Below are 22,134 nucleotides of genomic sequence, written 5' to 3'. Positions count from 1 at the left end.
TCGATAGCACCTTTATATGCGTTGGTTGGTCATCAATATTTATCAAGCCAAATCGATGCTAATTCATGGGAATTCGAAAATCACTGCTTTCCAGCAGACATACAATTGACACCAGGCAGACGCGATATATGCTCCATACGTCCTCCAATATAGACAGACTTGCTTTGCTCCAGGTTCATACCCACATCCCCTTCGGCTCGCTCGGACGGCACCTTTTGACTGATGCCCAAGGTGGCAATCATGGCCAACAGCAGATACCAATTCACCATGTTCTGATCAAAATAAACCACCGAAATATAATTGATGGCATGCACAAGCAGCGATGCGCCAAGACTCCAGGCCAATATCTTGTCATTGCGCACCGCCTTGCTCTCACTTCCTGCTGCATGTCCCACCGCACCGAAGCAACGCGCAATAACAGCAATGAATAACACCATAGTCACGATGCCGCCTTGGACCCCCTGAAGTACATATTGATTGGTGACATCAAACATCTGATACCCCCAATGGCTGGTCGAATAGGTTCCTAATAGCCACCACTCCGGAAAACGGTGCACTGCATTATCAATAAGAATAGCACGGTGGTAGGCCGTAGAACCGCCGAAAATACCTACACGCGACAGCAAGAACCACACGGGTGCCGCCATGGCGAGATGCAGACTCACGAGGCAGAGGCCCATAGTCCAGCGTACCGCGCGCATATGGTCTCTCATCCCCCACATCACTAAACCCAGCAACCCCGCAATGGCGGCTCCCACGGGACCACTGGACGCTGCACAAATAACGATGGTTGCCGCACAAATCACCGCAGCCACAGCTAGCAACCGGTGCCTGCGTTGCCAGAACAAGCCAACAAACAATGGTAGCAGTGTACTTCCGAAAGTCCCAGCCAAAATGGGATGTGCAAATGGGCCTTGGCATCTTAGGACGCCTTCACGCACCAGGGTCTCCGGCGGCACGCCACCCAAGGCACCAAAAGGATTTTGCCCCGTTCTTTTCTCAATCAACATGCACGCCGCCAGCGGCAGCGTCAGCCATGCGAACTGAACGATAACGGACCTGATATCGTCCGCATCCCGGACCAGGAATCGAAACAAGAAATACAAGCCTATGGCGTCATAGGCAAGTCCCAACCGGTTGACAAACGCATCGCCAGTCTTCCAGAGGAGTGTGTATGTGACCACACTAGACAACACCCACCCAAGCAGTATCTTGTCGATGCGATTCAGGTTCTCCAAAGAAGCCTCGCTACGGATCACGACGCGTACAAAGCCAAACAGCAGCAAGATCCGAATGAGCGTGAAATTCAAGCCGAATACCAAGACGCGTTGACCCATCGTCATGTAGCACACCATGGCGATCACGGGAAGCAGCGCCAAACGTCGAGGCAGTACCAGCATCAGGACGCACATCAACAGGCAAAAGGCGATGCCGATGCCGTTGATGAAAGTGGTGTTGTCAGTGGCAAACATGCTGCCGGTGCGCTTCGTCAATCACCTGCCATGCAGCGCTGAATACTCAGCAATAGCTTAGGTCCTTGCGCCTCGATGCCGTGGTGATGGCGGACCTTTCGTTGGGCGGCGAGCCCGCAGACCCTGCGAAGCTCGGGATCCGCTTGCAGCGCGCGTAGGGCTTCCATGAATGCATCGAGGTCGAGATACGGAACAGCTATGCCTGCATCGCCAGCCACGAATTCCGGACCACCACCGGCGTCCTTGAAACACACCGTAGGGACCGCGTGGACGGCAGCCTCCAGCATCACCAGGGGGAACGGATCTTCACGCGAGGTGAGAGCAAACACATCCATGGCGTCGTAGTAGGCATCGACATCGGCCGTCGAGGCTACACGCCGGCACACATCGGCGAGTTCCATGCGGTGCAGGTCATGCTCAAACTGCAACACTTCGCTCCCCCCTCGCTCGCTGCCGCCTACCCATAGAAAACGGACCGGGCTTGAAGGATGGTTGCGCTTGAAACGGCTGGCCAGCTGCAGAAATAGGTCCGTTCCCTTTCGCCATCCCAGGCCGCCGCATCCGCCGACCACAAAGGCGTGGCTAGGCCAATTCAGACGCTCCAATAGCCGGCGCCGCCGCAGGCGGCGTTCGCCTTCAGAAACCTCCGCGAGAGGCACGAAGCCATGCACGAGGTCGACGCGGTCGGCTGTCACAGAGTATTGTTTGACCAGCGTATCGACCACGGACGTGGACACACCAATGACCCGGGACGCCGAGCGCAAAAGCTCACGTGCCTTCGTCTCATCGAGGGTGAGGTCCAGCGCATAGGCCAACTCATGGATATGCCACAGCAAGGCACTGCGGTGCCGACCCAGCGCCGCCACATGTCGCCAAGTCGCGGCTGTGTTGGCGTACACCAGGTCGTAGCGGCGCCCCTGCAGCCGCATTTGGATAAGCAAGTGCTCGAGCTGAGAAGACAAAGCGCTTGCCCAGGTGCGGTTAAGCTTGCGCAACACAGACAACGGATCTCGCACCACGTGCGTGGTTGCCACTGCGCGGAACTCGTTCACCAGTGGCCCGCCTCCCAATAGAAGCACCTCGAACCGGAAGCTTGTGTTTTGTCGCAGCCACTGCAGCAGGTGCAGCAACAGGATGCTTGCACCGTTACGGGAAGCCGAGTGTCCAAGGAATAGTATGGTGCGCTGTTCGGCCTGCATGGTCAGTCAACTCCTATGCCTGCCGCTGAGCATGAATCGGGCGCTTGCGCCGTGGCCTGCTCGCCCAGCGGAAGGCGACCAGCAGCGCGGTGCGTTGGCGAGTTCATCGCAGCGCGCTTTGTGTTCAGGGCGCCTTGAAACTCGAAGCGACGCGCGACGGCGAGGCGTTGAGTTGCTGCACCAGTTCCAGCAGCCGCGACCCAAATGCTGCCGCCGGCTGCGGCGGCAGTATGGTGTTGAGCCTATGCTGTGCGCGCTGGCCCATGGCTTGCCATTCATCGCGCCGGGACCATGCACGCTCCATAGCTTCGTGCAGATGCGCCTCGGTGGGCGACGCGGCGACGAACCCGTCCATATCGTCCCTGAGCACTTCGGCATTGCCGCCCACGTCGGTGACGATGGCCGTTCGGCCGCAGAGCAGCGCCTCCACCAGTGAAATGGGCAGACCTTCGTACCGCGAGGGTAATACCAGCGCGTGGTGCGTCGCCCAGATGTTGTCAATGTCTTCCACATGCCCACAAAAACTCAGCCTACCAGAGACGCTCAATTGTTGGGCCTCCCTGCGCAGGCATTCTTCGTTTTCGCCCTTGCCATAGAAGGAAACATGGACTGGACGATCTTGCCACTGACGGCGTGCCAGCACCTTGAGCAGCAGGTCCTGTCCTTTCGATTTAGGATGTAGACGCGCGACACAAGCAAGTCGCCAGCCATCGTCGGTACTAGGCCACTGGAGTTGCTCGTCGCGTTGCACTTTGACTGGATTCCATACCAGCTCGGCATTCCTGAGCCTAGTGCCGAGCTGGGTTTCAAGAAGGTCCTTATTATGTCTTGAGACGAAAAATGAGCGCACGGCGCTGCCATAAGCCGTCATCACCTCGTCAGCAAAACGATCGTCCGGCCACATAACTTCACCATTGGCATGGGCGATAAGAACATATGGAATTCCCATTTTTCTGCATACAGTGACTAAGCGCAGGTTGTCCGCGAAACAACCATTTGATATGCAAACCAAATCCGGCTTTACCTTAAGAAGCCACATATGAAGCAGCAGCGGCTCAGCGTAATTTACAGCCTCACGCCCCAACTTGCGCATAAGCCGGGAGCGCAATCCCGACACATCACAGTGGCGTTCCGTGATGTGAACTCCGTCGCTGCGCAACTTCTCAAGGTGAGAAGAGGGCTTTCTCCAGCGACAGACGCTGGCAAAAATTCGGTGACCTTGCACACTGAGATATGCAGCAGCACCGCTCCACAAATACTCCGAACCGCCCCAAGGAGCATTGCTCATGGTGCTTATGAAAGCGATAGTCCTTTGATGGCTCTGCATGATGATGAGTTACGCCACTAATTGCACGAGACGCCCGCACGGGACCTCAAAGCAACACGGGTAAGCAATTCGGCACAAGCACATGGCAAGCAACCAGTTTCACGTTTGCACCGCTTTCGGATCGCGCTTCTTCAAAGGCAAAATCGAAAACAAGAACCGAAGTGCATTAGTGGCTGAAGGGCCGATAAAACGCTTATAGGCCAGGTTTTTCCAAACCCTGGTCCGGTGAATACTAGGATCGATTTCTGAAGCCAGGGCCAGCAGGCTTGAGCACAAGTCCATGCGACCGTGGTCAAATGCGCTGCAGGCCGACATGACCGCTTGATAACCCAGAGGGTTTATCAGTTCTCGATGCAGCACGGACGCTGAAGGCAGCGCCGACGAGCAAGTTTCGAAGAAAGCATCGAACGCGGCTTTCCGCTGCTGCAGGTCCAGAATACATTCGTTATCGCAGTAACCCAACGACATATTAGAGCCATGTCTTCGGTATACGGCCACCTTGTCCTTAATGAATCCCACACCGCCATGGGCAGCCAAGCGAAGCCACATCTCCAAGTCACCACTGTGAGGCAGATCGGCACGGTAGCCACCCAGCTGTTTTAGCCATTTTGCATTGACAACAGCCGATGGTGTCGGAACTATATTGGTAGCACCGCTATTGACGCAAAGACGTACAAACTCCTCCCCGGTCAGTATCTTGGTGGCTCCTTCCGGCAGATTAAGATCGATACGGACCCTTTTGGTACTGTAATCGTCATAGAGCTCTAGTGCCTCGCCGAAGCACAGTGACATGTCGGGATGCGTTTCCATCAGCGATACCGCCCGGCGCAGCATATCCGGCATAACGAAGTCATCCGCTGACAGCAGCAACATATAGGGCGCCTCGACCCAAGCTATGCCCTTGTTGTACGTGGATATATGTCCGATATTCGACGGATTTCGCACGTAATTTACTCTGGAATCCCGCTGCACGAGCCGCTGCGCAACGATCGGTGTGTCGTCCGGCGACGCGTCATCAACGATCAGAATGCGGACGTCGACTCCGGCTTGGCTAAGAACGCTGCCTACGCACTCATCCAAGTAGTGAGCGTAGCGATAGCACGGAATTACGACGTCAATAGCATTCATAGCCCGTTTATCCTTAATGTGTGAGTCGTCCTTGAAATCTAACTTATGCAACTCAAGGGGGGGACGAGGGTTTTTCTGCAGCACGCTGCACGAAGCCAAAGCGCTTGAAGAAAAAGGGCAATGCACTAATCAGGCGTGTGACGAACTTGGGTACACGATCGGGTGCGGACAAGCTGACCAAGATGTGCATCGCTAGCATCGCGCACACCAGTGTCACTAAGCAACCCAAGACAATACCGGCGGCAGTCGGTAAGGTGCCGACCCCAACAAAAGTAACACCAATGGCAACGGACGAGAAAATCGCAATCCGTAGGTTCGTTGATGTCCAGCGGAATCCTGTGATCCTGCGTACGGCGATCCAGACGAACAAGGTATGGCATACATAGGATGCGAAATAGGCCATGCCAGCGCCATTGATTCCGAAAGCAGACAAGCAGAACCAGGCCAGCACGACGCTCAATACTGACCACGTGGCATCGATGGTAAGAAAAAGGCAGCGCTTGTTTTTTGCGACAAGGATATATCCCAAAGGATAAATCCACACTCGCAACATCATACCTAGACATATCCAACGTAGGATATCGATGGCACCATTAAATTCAGAACTGTAGAAGACGTTGATCACCAAGGGAGCAAGGGCGATAGTGGCCAAGACGCCGGGCAACGCAAACAGTCCGCTTACCAGCACCTGTTCGTTCACCAATCGATTGCAAAGCTTGTGATTGCTGGCGACGCTGACAAGACGGGGATAGAAATCCGTGCCCAGCGCGCTCAAGATAAACGTGGTGTACATACCCCCAATGGCCCATGCCGCTTGGTACATGCCTGCGTCATTAAGCCCGGCTTTCCTGACCGCTATGATGCGTACAAGGTAAGCTGACACCTGTGTCAGCACGGCGCTCCCCATGAATGCCAAACCGAGCTTAAGAAGCTCAGACGCCCCCTCCCTGAACTCCGAGAAGCTCAGCGGCGTTTTCGCGAAGCAAATCTTGCGGCTGAGATACCATGCCACGACTGTCGTGCAGGCAGCAGTGAGAATCACGCTCGGGACGATGCCGGCATTGCCATAGAAATACACCGACACAATACTGGCCAATGTACCCAGTAGCCCACCGATGACAGTCAACTTGGCGAGGTCTCCAATACGGCGAACTCCTTGCAGCAAGGCGCCTTGACCGCCTGACAGTATTGCGAAGAACGCAGCCAAGGAGAGCCACATGATGTGCGAGGCATGCGCATCGTTACCGAAGCTGAACTGCGAAATCAACCCGCCGCCGCCCACGAGCAGCACGGCACCAGCAATGGCGCTCACCACGCAGACACGCCGCAGAATTTGCGCGGTACGTGCAACACGGGCCTCATTGCTGCTCGCCAGTGCGTCGGCAATCTGTCGTACGCCACTGCTGTTAATGCCCATCTGGGCAACCGTCCGGGTCAAATCGACTATTTGCCAATAGGTACCGACGATGGCATAGCCACCAGGGCCGAGCAATACGGCCAGGATTTTGGTACGGACGATGCTGACGAGGACATTGGTGGCCGACGAGCCACCAATGAGCAACGACGACTTGATGATGTCCCGATAGCTTTGTCTTTGCCGGGATGCCGCCTCGCCGACTGATGCTTGGCCCTGATGCGGCGAGCCAGCATCCAGCGATGCGCTTTCATTCGTCATTGCTTCCTCTGTTACTTGGGCTGTTGTGCGCGAACGCCAGCTGGGAAATCAAGGACACGCCCGCAACCGGCGTACGTGTCAGCGACTCTCACGGATGCAGGGTGCATCGAGCAGTGCGCCCATGCGGCCCGGCATGCAGTCATGCGAGGCCACCTTGATCTCCTGACTCCTCTTTCGCTCGGCGTTCCAGTGCTGCCTGCATCGAACATCCTGAAGGTGTGCCGGCCTGGGCGCCACTAGGTATTGATCTCCAGCACTCCTGGGATGGCACCCTCCGCTCTCATGGCCGCGCTGTTGGTCAAGGCCATGCGCAGTGCCGCCACCACCCGCACCTGATCGTCATCGCTCATGTCCGAGTACAGTGGCAACAGCAGGTCATGGTCCTGTGCCGCTTCCGAATGCGGTAACGGGCGGCGCAACGACTGCGCAGCGTATGCAGGCTCGCGATGCGCACACATAATTCCACGCCTGCTGCTCACGCCCTGATCCATCAGGAGCTGCATCACCGCGCGCTGGTCCGCACCTCGGGGCAGCTTCACGGCAAAGCTTTGCCAGTTACTGCGAGCCCAGGACGGCTCCCACGGCAATTCGAGATCCTGGACATTTGACAGGAGTTCGCAATACCGAGCAGCCAGTTCGCGCCGCCGCCGCACGATGTCAGGCAGCCGCTTGAGCTGCTCCCGCCCGACCGCGGCCTGGATGTCGGTCAGGCGGTAGTTGAAGCCTACCGTGGGGTACGTTTCGTACACGACTTGCGAGGCGGCATGGCGCACCGTATCAGGCACGCTCATGGCGTGCTGGCGCAACAACCGGAATTGCTGATCCCAGTCCGCGTGGCGTGTGGTGATCATGCCGCCGTCGCCAGTGCTGATGACCTTGCGGGGATGGAAGGAAAAGCAGGCTGCGTCTGCATGCGGTTTTCCGATCTTCTCCCAGCAGCCGTCCCACAGGATGTCCGAGCCGATGGCACAGGCGGCATCCTCGATCACGTACAGGCTGCGGCGGCGTCCCAGGTCCACCAGGGCGCGCAGGTCGCAAGGCATCCCGATCTGGTGGACGCACAGGATGGCACGCGTGCGCTCCGTGATGAGGGCCTCGACCTGGGAGACGGAGATGTTGTAGGTCTGCGGCTCGATGTCCGCAAAGACCGGAATCGCTCCACAATAGCGGATGCTGTTCGCGGTAGCGATGAAGGAGTGGCTGACCGTGATGACCTCGTCTCCAGGTTTGACGCCGGCGGCCAGCAGCGCCAAGTGCAGCGCCGTCGTGCAGTTGGAGACAGCGCACGCATGGTTGGCGCCGACGTAGGCGGCGAATTCTCGTTCGAAGGCCGCGACCTCGGGTCCCTGCGTGGTCCAGCCACTCAAGATGGCGCGTCGCGCCGCATCGGCTTCCGCCTCGCCCATGCAGGGCTTTGCAATGGGAATCATGCTGCGAGCTCCATGCAGTTCTTGTTGCGATGCCACCATTGCACCAGCTGTCTCAACCCGTCATCCAGCGCCACCTGCGCCCTGAAACCGAGCAGGCGCTGCGCCTTGCTGGTGTCAGCCAAGCGGCGCGACACGGGGTTAACCGCGCGCTCGGCACCGTACTCGGGCGTCGTGTCCGAGCCCATTACCTCAATCAGCCCCGCTGCCAAGTCATTGAGACTGGTTTCGATGCCGCTGGCCACATTGAAAACCTCGTCTTCCACATCGCAGGCCAGGGCCAGCACGTTGGCCTGCGCCACATCGTCGATGTAGACAAAATCCATGGTCTGCTTGCCGTCGCCCAGGATGATGGGCGGCTGCCCTGCATCGATACGCTGCATCCACCGGATCAGCACCTCGGTGTACTTGCCGTGCAGGTCCATGCGCGGGCCGTAGACGTTGAAATACCGCAGGGCCACATAGGGCAGCCCGTGCATAGCGTGATAGGAGCGAAGCAAGCCCTCGAGCAGAACCTTGCTGGCGCCGTACCAAGTCTGGTTGTTGTACGGGTGATGTTCCTCTGGCGTCGGAAACTGCTCGGCCAGTCCGTAAACCGAAGCCGACGAAGCGGCTACGATCTTTTTCACCCGCGCCTCGGTGGCGGCCTCAACGACGTTGAAACTGCCGTCGCACATCACCTGCATGGCCTCGCGAGGATTGGCCGCGCACGCCGTGATGCGCAACGCGGCCATGTGGATAACGGCGTCCATGCCATGCATCGCCTTGCGCACGACGTCCATGTCGCGGATGTCGCCTTGCACCAAAGTCACCCGCGGGTCCTCAAGCGCTTCGGTGACGTTGGACAGCGATCCTCGGCTAAGGTTGTCCAAGATTACGACCCGGCCTGGAGAATGTTCCCGCAGGAGCCGGTCGATGGTGGAGGATCCAATCAGACCCGCCCCCCCGGTAACGAGAATGCTTGCGCCGTTGATTTCCATTGCTTTGCTTCCGTTCCTCTATTCAGACCGCACCATCACACTGAAGCACTACCTTGATCGTCTTCATCAGAATCTTGACGTCGAGACCCAGCGAACACTCGCGGATATAGCGTAGATCCAGTCTTACCATCTCGCTGAAAGTCACCTTGCTGCGTCCCTCTACCTGCCACAGTCCCGTGATACCAGGGGTCGCGCTCAGGATGCGGCGCAAATGCCAAGCCTGGTAGTTTTCTGCCTCGTAGGGGATTGGAGGCCGCGGCCCCACCAAGCTCATTTCTCCCTTGAGCACATTGAAGAGCTGGGGAAGTTCGTCGATGCTGGTCTTCCTGATGACTCTGCCAATCCACGTCACCCGCGGATCAGAACGCATCTTGAAGACGGGCGTGCCGTCGTGGCCTACATTCTTGTCGTCTTGTCCGCCCTTGATGAGCGAGGCCACGAATTTGCGGTGGATCTCATCGTCGCCATCGACGACCATGGAACGGAACTTGTAGCAGAGAAACTTGGCGCCACCACGGCCAAGGCGGATTTGCTTGAAGAGGACAGGGCCCGGGGACGTTGTCGCAATCGCCAGCGCCACCAAGCCCATCAAGGGAGCCAGTAGCACCAGCGCAAGCGCGGCTCCCAGTATGTCAAGTGCCCGCTTCGAACGGTAGCCGCCGTGATGGGTCCCGGGATCGCCAACGACCAGGTGATGCAATTCAGGCTTGAGCTGGCTCAAGGTTTCCAGGCCGTCAAAAAGGCGATCGGGATAGGTTGCGATATCAACGACGGTCCAACACCCAGCAGTGATTTTTTCCACCTTGCTCACATACGCCCGCATACCGGCCGCGTCGGTATCGGGACAGAGTACCGCGATCAAGTCATGGCTGACGTGGCCGATGATGTCGGTTTCCCGCGAAGCCTGGTGGAGAACCTCGAGCAGTTGGTCTGCGCCGGTTGCCTGATCGTTGGCAATGGCTTGCTCATCGATCCTGTACAACGCAATGGACAAGGGGCGCTTCGTGCGTTCGGCCAGCCTCTTCTCGCGGAACAACTGCGCATGGAAATCGTTGGTCGGTAAGGTGCTCTTGAGATGCAGCCGCGGTGCAGAGAAGGATGCATGCACGGGCTTTTCCCAATTCCCGGGCTGTTCGCCAGAAGCGGCAGTGGGAACGTCGGCCTTGTCAACCACTTCGCATGGCAGAAATCGGTTCTCTGGGGTCAGGTGCGCAAATTCCAAAATCGGCGAGGACCGCAATCCGCTTTGGTTTTTCATTCCTTGACTCACTTGTGGATAAGCCAACCGATGGCGGTAAGCACGGGCTTGGTATGCACGCGACTGCAGCGTCTGGACTTCACTTGCCCCTCCAGTGATGTGTGTGGACACATCAGGACTTCGACTCCCATACCGATACGCTCCGGCCTCGGGATTGTTTGTCTTGTTTTGCGGCCAGCCTACCTCTCGCATGGTGAGACCACCAAGAGGAGCCGGCGAATGGCGTAAGGGTCGTCGTTACGGTGTCGAAGTGCAACCGGTCTGATGCGATGAACCCTGATTCGTGGGGGAGAAGGCAGCAATACTTGCTTTCACCTGGGCGCGTCGGGTGCACACTGGTTTCGGATGGGACGCAATCCGGGCGGCGTTGCTGGCCCGGTTGCGATAAGAGAAGACTTCAGCCGAAACGGACACCGATGAGCGCAGCTGCAGATTCCGTTCCAGAAAAGATCCGTAGCTTGGTCGCGGCCGTGCAACGCCGGCGATGGCTGGCGTTGTCCGTGTCCTGTGCAGTGGCCCCGTTGCTGGCCATCGGCATCTCTCTCGTGCCGAACCAATACGAAGCAACGGCCCGGGTCTGGGTGAACACGCAGTCGGTTCTCAAACCGATGATGAACGCCCTGACCTATCAGCCGGACATGGATCAGCAGGTGCGTATGCTGGCCCGCACGTTGATTTCCCGGCCCAACGTGCAGCGTCTGGTAGAGATGCCAGAACTCGGACTCGCAGATGGCGACGCGGAGCGGCGCGAAGCAACGGTCAGCCGGCTGATGACCAAAATCAATATCGTGCCGACCGGCAATGACAATTTCTACCAGATCAGCTACCGCGGTGATTCGCCGGAACACGCGCAACGCCTGGTAAAGGCCACTGTCGACTTGTTTGTGACATCCGGCGCTTCGTCCAAGCAGCGCGATTCCCAGGATGCCGAGGAATTCATCGAGCATCAGATCCAAAGCTATGAAACCAAGCTCGCAGAGGCAGAAAACCGGCTGAAGGAATTCAAGATTCGCAACTTCGGTACTAGCGGGGTCTCAGCACAGGACTATTTCACACGCATGTCGGTTCTGTCCGAGGAGGTCAACAGGCTTCGCAGCGAACTTGCTGCCGCAGAAAAATCCCGTGATGCTTACAGGAACTCCCTTCAATTGGAAGCGACACAGCAGACGGCGGCAGATATGTCGCCGATCGTGGCCGAGATCGATACGCGGCTGCAGGCCCAGCGCAAGCTGCTGGAGGAGTTGCTGCAGCGGTTCACCGATCATCATCCGGACGTGATCAATGCCCGCCGGTCCGTAGAGCGGCTGACGACGGAACTTCACCAGCGTCGGGACGCGGAGGCACGGACACCGCAGTCGGTCGATGGCAAGGGCAGCATCAACCCCGTCTACCAGAAGCTGCGGCTGTCGCTGGCAGAGTCGGAGGCACAAGTGGCCTCGTTGCGCTCACAGCTTGCGGCCAAGCAAAGCACCCTGGACCAAGCGCGAGCTGTGGGCGACCGGATGCCGCAGGTGGAAGCCGAACTGGTCCAGCTCAACCGTGACTACGACGTGATCCGAAAAAATTATGAGCAGTTGGTTGCCCGGCGTGAAGCGGCGATGTTGGGCGCGAAACTCAATGAAACCTCGCAACTGGCTCAATTCAGGATCATTGAACCTGCTCAGGCTGCCGGCGCTCCGGCATTCCCGTCGCGACTGCATTTGGCCCTGATCGCCGTCGTCCTGACTCTTGTCACCGGCATTGGCACGGCCATCGCGGTCAGTATCCTGCGTCCCACCGTGGACAGCGTCGCGGCGCTGGCACGCATTTCTCGACGGCCGGTCCTGGGCATGATCTCGATGCAGTCCGGACCCAGTGTGACATCGCACCAGCATGCCGAAGCCCTGAAGTTCAAGGCAGTGGCCGGCGCGCTGATGCTGCTGCAGGCGGGATGGGTCGCCTGGATTGCTTTGGGCCAATGAATGGGACGACATACTGACCATGAACATCATTGAACTTGCATCCATTCGCCTGCAGCAGCTTGTACAGACTGGCGTGGAAATCCCTGGCATGGCTGAGGACCTTCTCGTTTTGAAGCGCGGCGGCCAGGCGGGTGCAGAAGCGGTCGAGGGGCAAAGTCATGGACAGCAGGACGAAGTCGCGGATTCGGACATGCGCACTGCTCGCAACAGTGCCTTTCCCAGCAGGCCCGCTGTCTCCTCAGGGGCCACTTCCGCCGCCATCACGCTGGACCTGCAACACCTCGAAGATTCGGGCGTGCTGGCTTCAATCCGGTCCCGCTCCACCATGGCAGAGGAGTTCCGCCATATTAAAAGACCCTTGCTAAGCAACATCCGCGCAGGAGCCTCTGATCCCACGCAGCGACGTTCGCTGGTCATGGTGACCAGTGCCCTGCCGGGTGAAGGCAAGACTTTTTGCTCCATCAATCTGGCCATGAGCATGGCCATCGAGGTCGACACCTCGGTGCTCCTGGTCGATGCCGACGTGATACGGGCCAACTTGCTCCAGACGCTGGGCATCGAACCGCGCAAGGGTTTGCTTGACGTGCTGACCACCCCTAGCACCGACCTGTCACAGGTGCTGCTGAGAACCAATGTTCCGAATCTGTCAATCCTGCCAGCGGGCACCCGTAATTTGCGCTCAACGGAGTTGCTGGCCAGCAGCGCCATGGACGCTCTTATGGTTGAGTTAGCCAGCCGCTATCCGGACCGGATTATTATTTTTGATACGACGCCTTTGCTACTGACCTCCGAAGCCAAGGTTCTCGCTTCGCGCATGGGCCAGGTCGTCGTGGTTGTTGAGGAAGCGAAAACGCCGGCCAGCGCAATTTCACAGGCCTTCTCAGCAATCGAACATTGCCCGATCGTGCTACCCGTGCTCAATAAAAGGAAACAGTCCATCCACGATTATGGAAGCTATTACGACTAGGGGTTTTGGTAGCAGAAAGCTTTGCAACCCAGCGGCGGCTGCTTCAATAATCATTAACCGCTTGCCTTTTTGAAAATACCAATAACAGGCTATTTTGGAAATCTTGCTTTTTCCAACTCGCCTCATCGATTTTTCTATCGCCCAAGCTCCTAACCTCGCACTCCGAGCACCGTGAAGATTCTCTACATTATTTCGGCATACAAGAGACCCGATCAACTGGTGCGGCTCGTGCGCCGCTTGAATACCCCGAATGCGCGCTTTCATGTGCATGTAGATAAGAAGACAGACGCTTTTACGTGTGACAGAATGGTGGCGGGCTTGCGCAGCCTAAATAATGTTCATTTTTTGGAGCGGCATGTCTGCCATTGGGGTGATATTGGACACGTGCTTGCATCCCTTAAAGGCATCGCTGCGGCCATTGAACAACGGATTGCATTCGATTACGTATTGCTGCTGACGGGGCAGGATTATCCAATCAAATCCAATAATTATATTGAAAACTTTTTAACCAAGCATGAAAAAACGCAGTTCTTAAGCTATACACCTATACCATGCGACCCACGCCTCGGATGGGTCGATGAAAACGGAGGTCTGGATCGCATTGAATCTTGGAGCCTTCATGTCGGTGTGCTGAAGCGATGGATTCACCTTCCACCGCCCACTCGCTACAAGTCCACCTTGGGCACACCGACCTGGAAACTTCTAAAAAAAGCAATACCCGGGAGAAAACTACCCCAATATTTACAACCATTCGGCGGCAGCAGTTACTGGTGCATGACCCGAAATTGCGCCTTATATGTCCACAATCATATACGAACCAACCCACAATTCCTTGATTTCTTCAGACATGTATTCGTTCCAGACGAAATATTTTTCCAAACTCTTATTCTCAATTCACCGCTAAAGAATAGCGTCGTGAACAACGACCTGCGCTGCATCGACTGGTCATCTAAAGGTCGCGGCGGACGCTTACCCCGAATATGGTGCACAGAAGACTTTCCAACCCTTGCCTCCAGTGAGGCACTGATTGCCAGAAAGTTTGATGCGTCACTGGATTCAAAAATACTTGATCTGATCGACCAGCGGTTGCTCGGGGTGGCTTGAGGCACAGTCACGGGCACGGAACTGGCCTCATTGTCCCCAGCCCCAGCTGCACCACGTGCAGCCACGAAGGATGCCAGGCCAACCAGCCAAGCATGACGCGTCGCGTATTTCCCACCGCTCTCACGGGCACAAGTGTCCGGGCAAAACTTGATCAGGTGTGCGTCCCGCCTGTCTTTATCCAGCCACGCGGGGCGGCCCCCGTCGTTTTTTGCTCCCGCTGTTCGCCCTTGCCTCAGCGTATCACGTCCGGGCTGGTCAAACCGTGGCAAAAAAATTGGCGAGGTTTGTGGACGCGCCTTGTGTCTCATGTCTTTAAATTTCAGACCAATCCCATGGCCTATGGGTTCCCAACCAGTAAAAACCCTGTCCTGTCGCCAAAAGTCACATTAGCCCGAGCCGCAACGGTGTTTTTTCGTCTCCACGCATGCGACAAGGCTAAGCTGTTCTCATAGACGTTTGATCCATGCAAACTGAAGAGGCTTTGGAGCTTTTGAGGATCCTATTTCTGCAGCATTTTTCCTGATCCAGTGAATCATTTTGGAGGGAATTTATGGATACGAAAATTTTACTGTTGGCTGTCGCAGTCCTGTCCGGCTGTGGCGGTGGCGGTGGCGGTGGCGGAGACGACTCGCACCCTACGGAGGTTCCGACGCAGGAAGGAAACGCAACGGCAGATATAGACGTGGCGAAAGGACTGGACGACGGCGTTGCGAAAATTGCGGCCCCGCGCATCGTCAACCGCAGTTTCGAGCGCAAAAGTTATTTCGGCTGGACGCCTCAAATTCCTTGGGGCATCTCCGAATTCCCGCCCTACGATCGGCCTGCTGGTAGCGTTGAAGTCATCGATTCTTGGAATTTCGGCGTCGCCTCGCCGCGCTTGGCAGTGCACGGCAGCCAGTATTTAAGTGTCGCCACAGGCAACACGGAATACCTTGGAACGCTCCGGTACAACATCTCCGCCAAGCAGACCGTTCTCATGCGCAGAGGCGAATCTCTCACGGGATCTTCCTTTTACTATAACGGTGACTTCGCAGCCCAAGACTCCGTATGGGTTCGCATTTTCGACGATCGGGGTCGACGGCTGGCGACGCCTTGGATTGAATATTCCGGCGGGACAGGCCCGGATGACCAGAATGCTGTTCCCTTCGGTAGCGCCTCGCAATGGACCCGCTGGAGTTGGATTGCCCCCAGAGCTGGCTTGTACACCGTCAAGCTCGGCGCCTCCACTATGGGCGACAACCGCTTCGCCACTTACGGCTTTCACGACGACATCGCTATCGTCGCGGCAGGCAAGTCGCTTCACGCGGCGTCACCCGATCGGGAAGGAGCCGCGAGCTTGCGCGTACGACCGGAGGTCATGCGGCATTGAATGCCGGCCGGTCGACGACGACGGTTTCCTTCCACACAAAGCAGATCGCGCACGCCGCCGTGCTTAGGGTGCCACGGATACTCGATCAGGACAAACTGTGATCGGTATGCTGAATGTTGTTTGTTCCGCGCGGACGTTCGTGAAGAGGTAGCCGTGGTGGGCTTGTGCTGAACCGAAGACGGCCACGACCATGGACAGCAGCCGGTCGGCGCCGGCGCGCATGTCCACGGGCTGCGTGGCCAGCCACACGGCGTCGATACGGATCAACGCAGCACCTCGCGTAGCCAGGCCGCGCTCTGTGCCGCCGCGCTCAGCGGCCAGCTGACCTTTACGTGTACGCCGTCGCGCACAAGCTCGATGTGCAGCTGCGCCGGCGCCGCGGCTTCGACCTTCACCGGCACGAAGCTCGTTGCGGTGGTTGGGGCACACGTCGCCACATCGGCGTCCCGTTGCAGCACCAGCGCGTCCTCGGCATCCGGCTGGGCCAGCACGGCTTGCGCCGTACCTGCGCTGGGCAGCGCGCGATCGTTGGCATCGGCCACCCAGCGCCGCATGACGTTGGGGTTCACGCCGTGGCTGATGGCGACGCTGGCCAGCGACACGCCGGGCACCTGGGCCTGCGCGACAAGCTGTGCCTTGAATTCCTTGGAGTAGCGGCGCCGGGTGCGTCCCGGGCGCTGGGTCGTTGATGGTGTATTCGTGTCCATGTGTCCGCGCCGAATAAGCGGACACGAGCATCCTTTACACCCTGCCTGCGATCAACTGTGGGACGGCTGCACGCTTACCGTTCACGGGCGCCACAACGCTCGGTGCGGGCAGCGGCACAGGCACAAAGCCATCGATATCCGCTGGCGGTGCGGGAGCTGGTCGCGATCTCTCAGCCCCATCCTCGCGTGCGAGTTGCCGCCAGCGGTGTACGACGTTGGCGTTGATGCCGTGCGCCATCGCTACCTTGGCCACCGACGCGCCCGGAGCATCGCATTCGGCCATCACCTGCGCCTTCATCGCTGCGCTGTAGCGCCGCCTGGTAGCGGGTTTGCGCTTTCCATCGTGTCCACCTATTTCGTGGATCTTGGTGGCGAATTCGTCCGATTCGGCATCAGGCAGAGGCTGTGAACAGGCGCTGGAACGCGGTCAGGAGAACGCCTGCTTTTGGTTCACCCGCGACCCAGCGCAGCAGGCGGCCGACATTGATCGCCGCAGCTGTCATGAGATGGGCCAGATGTGTCTTAGCTTGGCCGATGTAGCGGGTGCGACGGACCGAGTGTCCGCGGACTGCCTCCGAGATGGTGCCTTCGATACCGGCCCGCCACGCATACTCGCTGGCATAGGCGGCGTGCTTTTCCTGCTCGCGTCTCTCATGTAGCAGCTCACGTTGTCCTTGAGGTCGTATCGTGACCTGCCGTTGCGGTGGCATCGAACTGGTACATCGTGCATGCACAGCACACTGGCCGCAATCGTGACGCGACCAGCGAAGCTTGATGATGGGCTTTCCGAAGGAGTTGGCCGTTGGTTTCCAGTAGATGCTTTCCTTGCCGGCCGGGCAGACGGCGCGGTGATTGTCGTAGTCGATCTGGAAGTCGCTGGCTGCGAAGCCGTCTCGTTCTTTGGCCTGACGTTCGTTGTCGCTGCGGGTCGGTCCAATGAGCTCCACCTGGTAGAGCTCTCGGGACTGCTTGAACAGCGCCGAGTTCACGTACGCGGCATCAGCGACGTGGACACTTGGCAGTACGCCGCGCTTTTGCAAGGCAGCATGGATGTCAGGTGTCACGTTGGCGTCGTACACGGTAGCAGCGGTCGTCTCGACGTTGGTGATTAGGTTTGGAGCGGCGCTGTCACAGGTCTCCGTCAAGTGGACCTTGTAGCCGGTCCACACGGTTTTGCCTTTGCTGCAGCGGCGCGCCTGCGTATCGTGAGGTGAGCAGACGAAGAGACCGGCCCGAGGAATGTTGTCTCTGGAGCGCCAGGCAACGCGCTCTCCCTCTGCCGTGCACACGACCATGAAGTTCTGCACCCATACCTGGCGCAACGCCTCCAAGGCCGGCAGATGGCGCAAGTCCGCGGGGGCCTCCGGAGAGTTCAAGGCGATGAGCACTGCCATGCCATCTTCGCCAATCTGAGCGGCCCATGCGAGGCGCTTGGCCTCGCTCCTGGGCACCCGCAGCTCGCCGGTCGGCAGAGCATAGCGGTCCACCCACGCCGGCGTGACGTGCTTGCAAAGCCACTCTGGATCCGTCCGAGCAAGGGCATCGAGCGCATGCCGCACCGTCTCGATCACGAGGTCGAATCGCGTCAGGGCCTGGACGTTGGCCAGCACGTGGGTCGAGTCGCTGCGCTGTCGCCCGCCGCCATGCAACAACCCACGCTCCTGTGCCAATGCCAGCACCGCCTCGAATACCCGATGCTCCGCGCCGTGGGCAAGCAGCCGCGCGCGAAATTCGCTGAGTACGGTGTGGTCGAACCCTGGGTCCGTCAACTCCAGGCACAGCAGGTACTTCCAGTCAATGCGAGTGCGGACAGCGTCCGCCGCTTGGCGGTCAGCAAGCCCCTCCATGAACTGCAGCAGCGTCACGAGGGCGAGCCGCGCAGGCGACTCCGCTGGCTGACCGCGGATGGGGAACAGATCCGCGAAGTCTTCATCCGCCACGGCCAACTGCAGCACGTCGAGCATGTGCATAACCGTGTTGCCTTCGGGGTAGATCGACCGCGCCACCCGGGCCGTCTCCTTGGGAACGGCGCTTCTGCGCCGGGCAAGCATGGACATCACCTGCCTCCTGGAGCTTGCCGTGCACCCGGGCGCCACTATTACCGCCACGCCGCGCGGTCAGAGTCTCGACTGTGCGCCTGCCGCCCCGAATTCGCCACCAGGATCATTTCGTGACGTGGACGCAATCCGCAACTCTCGATGATTCCGCATCAACACGGGATCGCCGCGTGCTTACGATGCTTCGCTTGAGCGCCGTGGTGCCCTTGAACTTCGAGCGCGTCCAGAACTTGGCCGCCGCCAGGCCCAGCGGGAGTCCTTCCACCGTCACCGCCAGGCTCGAGTGCATGAGGATGCCGCAGAAGGTGTGCTGACGTAGACGCCCCTTCGCATCCGGACGGCTGTAGGTCTTGCCCAGCAGTCCGATGCTGTGGTCCTCGTCGTGCTTGTAGGAGAACTCGGTCGTGTCGTGCAGCACCAATACCAGGGCGTCGCCGGTGGCTGCAATGCGCTCGCGTGTGGCGGCGAAATGGCCGGCAAGAATATCGGCTTCGCTGACCCGCTCGTTGCTGAGGAAGCGGTAGGCAGCCTTGGTGTTGGCCCAGTCCTGGCATACCAGGGAGAACGTCTGGCCCGGACCCTGAGCCATCTGCGACAGCAGCACTCGCAGCCGCCGCCCCAGCCGCACGTCTTGGAAAGCGCTCTCGTCCAATTCTTGGTCAACCCAGCCACCCTGCGTACCCTCGGGTGGCTGGCTCTGCTGCACAGCTTGGGGTGTCACCATCGCAGCCTCCGCCGGACAGATTATGCAAGGCTGAGACATGGCTTCGAACCCGGGAAAAAAGCAAGCAGTTTGCTGCTAACCCCTTGTGGCAGCTGAAAAATCAGTAGGTAAAAGCAAGGAGAACTGGACGCTTACTCCCCCGGTGCGGCGAGATGCCCACGATGCGCGCCACCGCTGCAAACGGTATCTCGGGTGTGAGCATCAGCACCAAGGCCTCGAACAGCAGCGTGAAGCCCGACCAAGCGGCCGGCAAACGGCGGCTTGACCAGTTGCACCGAGCCGTCGGGCAGCTTCACCCGCGGCGTGCGCACCTGCAGCAGGCACTCGTGCTGGAAGAAGTTTAGGTGCCGGTACGTCTTGGTGACGGTGTCGTGGACCGGGTGCTCGCCAGGCACGCCCTCCACAGCAAAGCGAGAGCCGACAGCAAAGTCGATAGCCACCGTCAGCACCTTGGCCGCCCTATCGAACTGCACACCCTTCACAGACCACGGTGCAGTGATTCCCAGCGCGGCTTCGAACAACTTGTCATGCATTCCAAACGTACCCGTATCGCGATGGCCGGTGCGTCAGCACACTTCATCGACCCTGGCCTTCATCCTCAAACCCGGTCAGTCTACCCACTCGAAATTCAAGAGAGGCGGAAATGAGATCGCCGCGCGAGTACCGCCGGCAATTGAGCGAACAACGTCAGGACCGACCAATGGACCAGGCGTTAACCTGCGCATAGGCCGTGTCCGGGACTACCGGGGCAAGACCAATGCGACCCCTATCAAGGCAATGGCTGGAACACCACATCAATCCAGTAGTTCGACGCTTGGTAGGTGCTCGTGGGGAACTGCAGCGTGCTGCCACCGTAGGTATACACGCCGTTTCCACCGCTGTCGCCGTTTCTCAGCAACTGGACCGGTCCGGAGGTCACGCCGGTGTTGGTGAAATAGTTGTAATCAACCGAGTAGCGCCCTCTCGGCGCCCGGTACGAGGCCACGTAAACGGTGTTGGCGTTGACAGGCACTGGCGTGGCGAAGTTGACCTGCTGCCAGCCGCTGCCAGTCTCATTTAAAAATTCTTGCGTGGCAAGCTGCGTACCGGTGCTCGTCCACAGTGCACCGATATGAGTACCGGTGTTGCTCGGCCCCTTGTAGAAGCGGATGCCGGTGATATGCCCGTTCTGCGTGACACGGAACTTCACGCCCAGGTTCACCACGCTGTCATCCTCAGCACCCAGCACGGTCGGCGTTGCGGATGTCGGGAAAGCCGTGCACGGGCAGGTGGGCGGTGTCACCGTTACGGTACGGCTGGTCGGCGTACCCTGCAGGTTGCCGCTGTCATCGACCGCACGGCTCATCAGCGTGACGTTTCCGCTGGAGCCGGACACCCAGGTGTAACTCCAGTTGCCGCGCCCGCTGGCCGGGTGCCATGTGACGCCGTTGTCGGTGGACACCTCCACCGCGCCCACCACGCCGCCGCCGGCGTCGGCTGCATTGCCGCCGATGGTCACACTGCTATTGGCCGGGACACTGGCACCAGCCGCCGGTGCGGTAATGGTGGAAGTGGGCGCAATCGTATCCGTGGAGGCCGTGGTTACGACCAGCGGCGATTGCAGCGTTGCAGGCTGCACGCCCATGTCGGCAAAGAGGTTGACTGTGGCTTGCTGCATGCGCGCATCGGCGGGCGTACCGGCGCGGTCGTGGTTCGCATCCAGGCCCCAGGCCCATTGGACCGTACCGCCACCGAACACACGCGCGCCGCTGCTGTGCTTGTAGAGCGTCAGGTAGTGGGTAAGCGTGCCAGGCGCGTAGGTCGACCCATGGTCCTGAAGCACGAATTGCTTGGAGCTGGTAATGGTGCTTTGCGACAACCGGATCAGCCCGGGAGGACGCGCACCGTTGTCGAGATCGGAATCCCACTCGTAGCCCAGCACACCCGCGGGCAGCGTGGCGGATTGACCACTGCCCAGCGAGGCCACTGAAGTGTGGCGCCAGAAGCGCAGTTGGCCTTCGGGCTGTGGCACCGTGATGGAATAGCCCTCGTCGGTGTTGTTGGCCATGAAAAGCGTACCGGTAAGCGCATTCTCGGGACGGCCGCCGTCGGAGGGCGGCGAGAAGCGCGGATCGCGCCAGGTGCCGGTCCAGGCCGCTGTTGGGTCGATCTTGGCGTTGGCATGCGTCTCCTTGTACGACACCAGCGTCCGGTAGGGCGTGTTGCTGCCGTCGATGCTCGCCTCCCAGCGCGTCTTCCAGAATACCTCGTTGCCGCTGAAGAAGGCCAAGTTCACGCCCTTGTCCCTGGCGGCCTCGACATGGCTGCGCTGCGCGCCAGACCAGTACTCGTCATGACCCACCGACAGGAACACCTTATGGTTGAGCAGTCGACCACCAGGCACAGTACCGGCGCGGTCGGTGTCAATGCCACTGATGTAGCTCACGTCGTAGCCATTGGCCTCCAGCCAGCGCACCATGGGGTACTCGGCATTGAAGACCCAGTCCTGCCCGTTGTCCACGGACCGGGTGTTGAAGGGACGGTTGTAGCTGAGCTTGTAGGAGCGGCCCGCGCCGGTGTTGAGCCCGCCGCTGTAGAAGCTGCCGCCGCCGTAGGTGTTGTAGGCCTGCCACGTGGTGTCGGAAGTCTGGAACACCAGGTCTGAAGTGCTCGCGTCGTCACGTACGACGAAGACGATGTGGCTAGCGCCCCCCGTGTCGGCACGCACCAGGCGCGCGATGTAGATGCCCGAGACGGCATTGGCCGGCACCGTCCAGGAGCCCGAGACGGCCCAGTTGCC

The 22,134-nt window shown here is 59.1% G+C and carries 18 protein-coding genes and 1 pseudogene; 4 read left to right on the top strand and 15 right to left on the bottom strand.

Annotation, left to right across the window (positions count from 1 at the left end):
• Positions 1-80: 80 nt before the first annotated feature.
• From H537_RS0137155 to H537_RS56150, 8 genes are all read right to left on the bottom strand, one after another.
• Positions 81-1,493: an O-antigen ligase family protein gene (locus H537_RS0137155; RefSeq protein WP_029001901.1), complete on the bottom strand. Its 1,413-nt coding sequence runs from the start codon at positions 1,491-1,493 to the stop codon at positions 81-83.
• Positions 1,490-2,671, bottom strand: coding sequence for a glycosyltransferase family 4 protein (locus tag H537_RS0137150; protein ID WP_029001900.1), 1,182 nt, complete (start codon positions 2,669-2,671; stop codon positions 1,490-1,492). Before H537_RS0137150 ends, H537_RS0137155 begins: the two co-directional genes overlap by 4 nt.
• A 124-nt stretch (positions 2,672-2,795) precedes the next feature.
• Positions 2,796-3,959 (bottom strand): glycosyltransferase family 4 protein, encoded by a 1,164-nt coding sequence (locus H537_RS50480; protein WP_169517175.1) that lies wholly within the window; start codon positions 3,957-3,959, stop codon positions 2,796-2,798.
• Between the two features lie 138 nt (positions 3,960-4,097).
• On the bottom strand, positions 4,098-5,126 hold the full coding sequence (locus H537_RS51935; RefSeq protein WP_084151247.1) for a glycosyltransferase family 2 protein: 1,029 nt from the start codon (positions 5,124-5,126) through the stop codon (positions 4,098-4,100).
• Between the two features lie 52 nt (positions 5,127-5,178).
• Positions 5,179-6,801, bottom strand: coding sequence for an O-antigen translocase (locus H537_RS47905; protein WP_084151246.1), 1,623 nt, complete (start codon positions 6,799-6,801; stop codon positions 5,179-5,181).
• Between the two features lie 236 nt (positions 6,802-7,037).
• On the bottom strand, positions 7,038-8,231 hold the full coding sequence (locus H537_RS47900; protein ID WP_084151245.1) for a DegT/DnrJ/EryC1/StrS family aminotransferase: 1,194 nt from the start codon (positions 8,229-8,231) through the stop codon (positions 7,038-7,040).
• Entirely contained in the window at positions 8,228-9,208 is a 981-nt protein-coding gene (locus H537_RS0137125; protein ID WP_029001898.1) for an NAD-dependent epimerase/dehydratase family protein, read from the bottom strand. The genes H537_RS47900 and H537_RS0137125 overlap by 4 nt, the downstream gene beginning before the upstream one ends.
• Positions 9,209-9,230: 22 nt before the next feature.
• On the bottom strand, positions 9,231-10,466 hold the full coding sequence (locus H537_RS56150; protein ID WP_238446948.1) for a sugar transferase: 1,236 nt from the start codon (positions 10,464-10,466) through the stop codon (positions 9,231-9,233).
• A 416-nt stretch (positions 10,467-10,882) separates the two neighbouring features.
• On the opposite strand from H537_RS56150, the gene H537_RS47890 reads away from it, so the two are divergent.
• From H537_RS47890 to H537_RS54000, 4 genes are all read left to right on the top strand, one after another.
• Entirely contained in the window at positions 10,883-12,427 is a 1,545-nt protein-coding gene (locus tag H537_RS47890) for an XrtA system polysaccharide chain length determinant (protein WP_169517174.1), read from the top strand.
• A 19-nt stretch (positions 12,428-12,446) separates the two neighbouring features.
• Positions 12,447-13,394, top strand: a complete 948-nt coding sequence (locus tag H537_RS47885; protein WP_043461846.1) for an XrtA-associated tyrosine autokinase — start codon at positions 12,447-12,449, stop codon at positions 13,392-13,394.
• 171 nt (positions 13,395-13,565) lie between these two features.
• Positions 13,566-14,498, top strand: coding sequence for a beta-1,6-N-acetylglucosaminyltransferase (locus H537_RS51930; RefSeq protein WP_084151242.1), 933 nt, complete (start codon positions 13,566-13,568; stop codon positions 14,496-14,498).
• Between the two features lie 550 nt (positions 14,499-15,048).
• The gene (locus H537_RS54000; RefSeq protein WP_156902188.1) at positions 15,049-15,867 is read left to right on the top strand and encodes a hypothetical protein; all 819 of its coding nucleotides are present in this window, start codon (positions 15,049-15,051) and stop codon (positions 15,865-15,867) included.
• A 63-nt stretch (positions 15,868-15,930) separates the two neighbouring features.
• On the opposite strand, the gene tnpB is transcribed toward H537_RS54000, so the two are convergent.
• The 7 genes and pseudogenes from tnpB to H537_RS47870 all read right to left on the bottom strand — a co-directional run.
• Complete coding sequence (tnpB, locus tag H537_RS53995; RefSeq protein WP_211235147.1) at positions 15,931-16,134, bottom strand: IS66 family insertion sequence element accessory protein TnpB; 204 nt, start codon at positions 16,132-16,134, stop codon at positions 15,931-15,933.
• Positions 16,131-16,574: a transposase gene (locus H537_RS0137100; RefSeq protein ID WP_029001897.1), complete on the bottom strand. Its 444-nt coding sequence runs from the start codon at positions 16,572-16,574 to the stop codon at positions 16,131-16,133. Before H537_RS0137100 ends, tnpB begins: the two co-directional genes overlap by 4 nt.
• 34 nt (positions 16,575-16,608) lie before the next feature.
• On the bottom strand, positions 16,609-16,929 hold the full coding sequence (gene tnpA, locus H537_RS56955; RefSeq protein WP_375136356.1) for an IS66-like element accessory protein TnpA: 321 nt from the start codon (positions 16,927-16,929) through the stop codon (positions 16,609-16,611).
• A gap of 37 nt (positions 16,930-16,966) precedes the next feature.
• Positions 16,967-18,631 carry an IS1182 family transposase gene (locus H537_RS0137090; RefSeq protein WP_029001896.1) on the bottom strand — a complete coding sequence of 555 codons (1,665 nt, stop codon included), beginning with the start codon at positions 18,629-18,631 and terminating at the stop codon, positions 16,967-16,969.
• A 106-nt stretch (positions 18,632-18,737) separates the two neighbouring features.
• The gene (locus H537_RS47880; RefSeq protein ID WP_169517173.1) at positions 18,738-19,355 is read right to left on the bottom strand and encodes an IS4/Tn5 family transposase DNA-binding protein; all 618 of its coding nucleotides are present in this window, start codon (positions 19,353-19,355) and stop codon (positions 18,738-18,740) included.
• A gap of 139 nt (positions 19,356-19,494) precedes the next feature.
• A pseudogene (locus H537_RS47875) lies at positions 19,495-19,888 on the bottom strand (helix-turn-helix domain-containing protein); the annotation flags it as partial.
• A 236-nt stretch (positions 19,889-20,124) separates the two neighbouring features.
• A partial coding sequence (locus tag H537_RS47870) for a N,N-dimethylformamidase beta subunit family domain-containing protein (RefSeq protein WP_375136355.1) occupies positions 20,125-22,134 on the bottom strand: 2,010 nt, incomplete at its 5' end.

The sequence above is a fragment of the Azohydromonas australica DSM 1124 genome (assembly GCF_000430725.1).
In the GTDB taxonomy this organism is placed as follows: Bacteria; Pseudomonadota; Gammaproteobacteria; order Burkholderiales; family Burkholderiaceae_C; genus Azohydromonas; species Azohydromonas australica.
The sequence above is the reverse complement of the archived record's forward strand: the minus strand, read 5'-3'. Positions and strand labels throughout refer to the sequence as shown.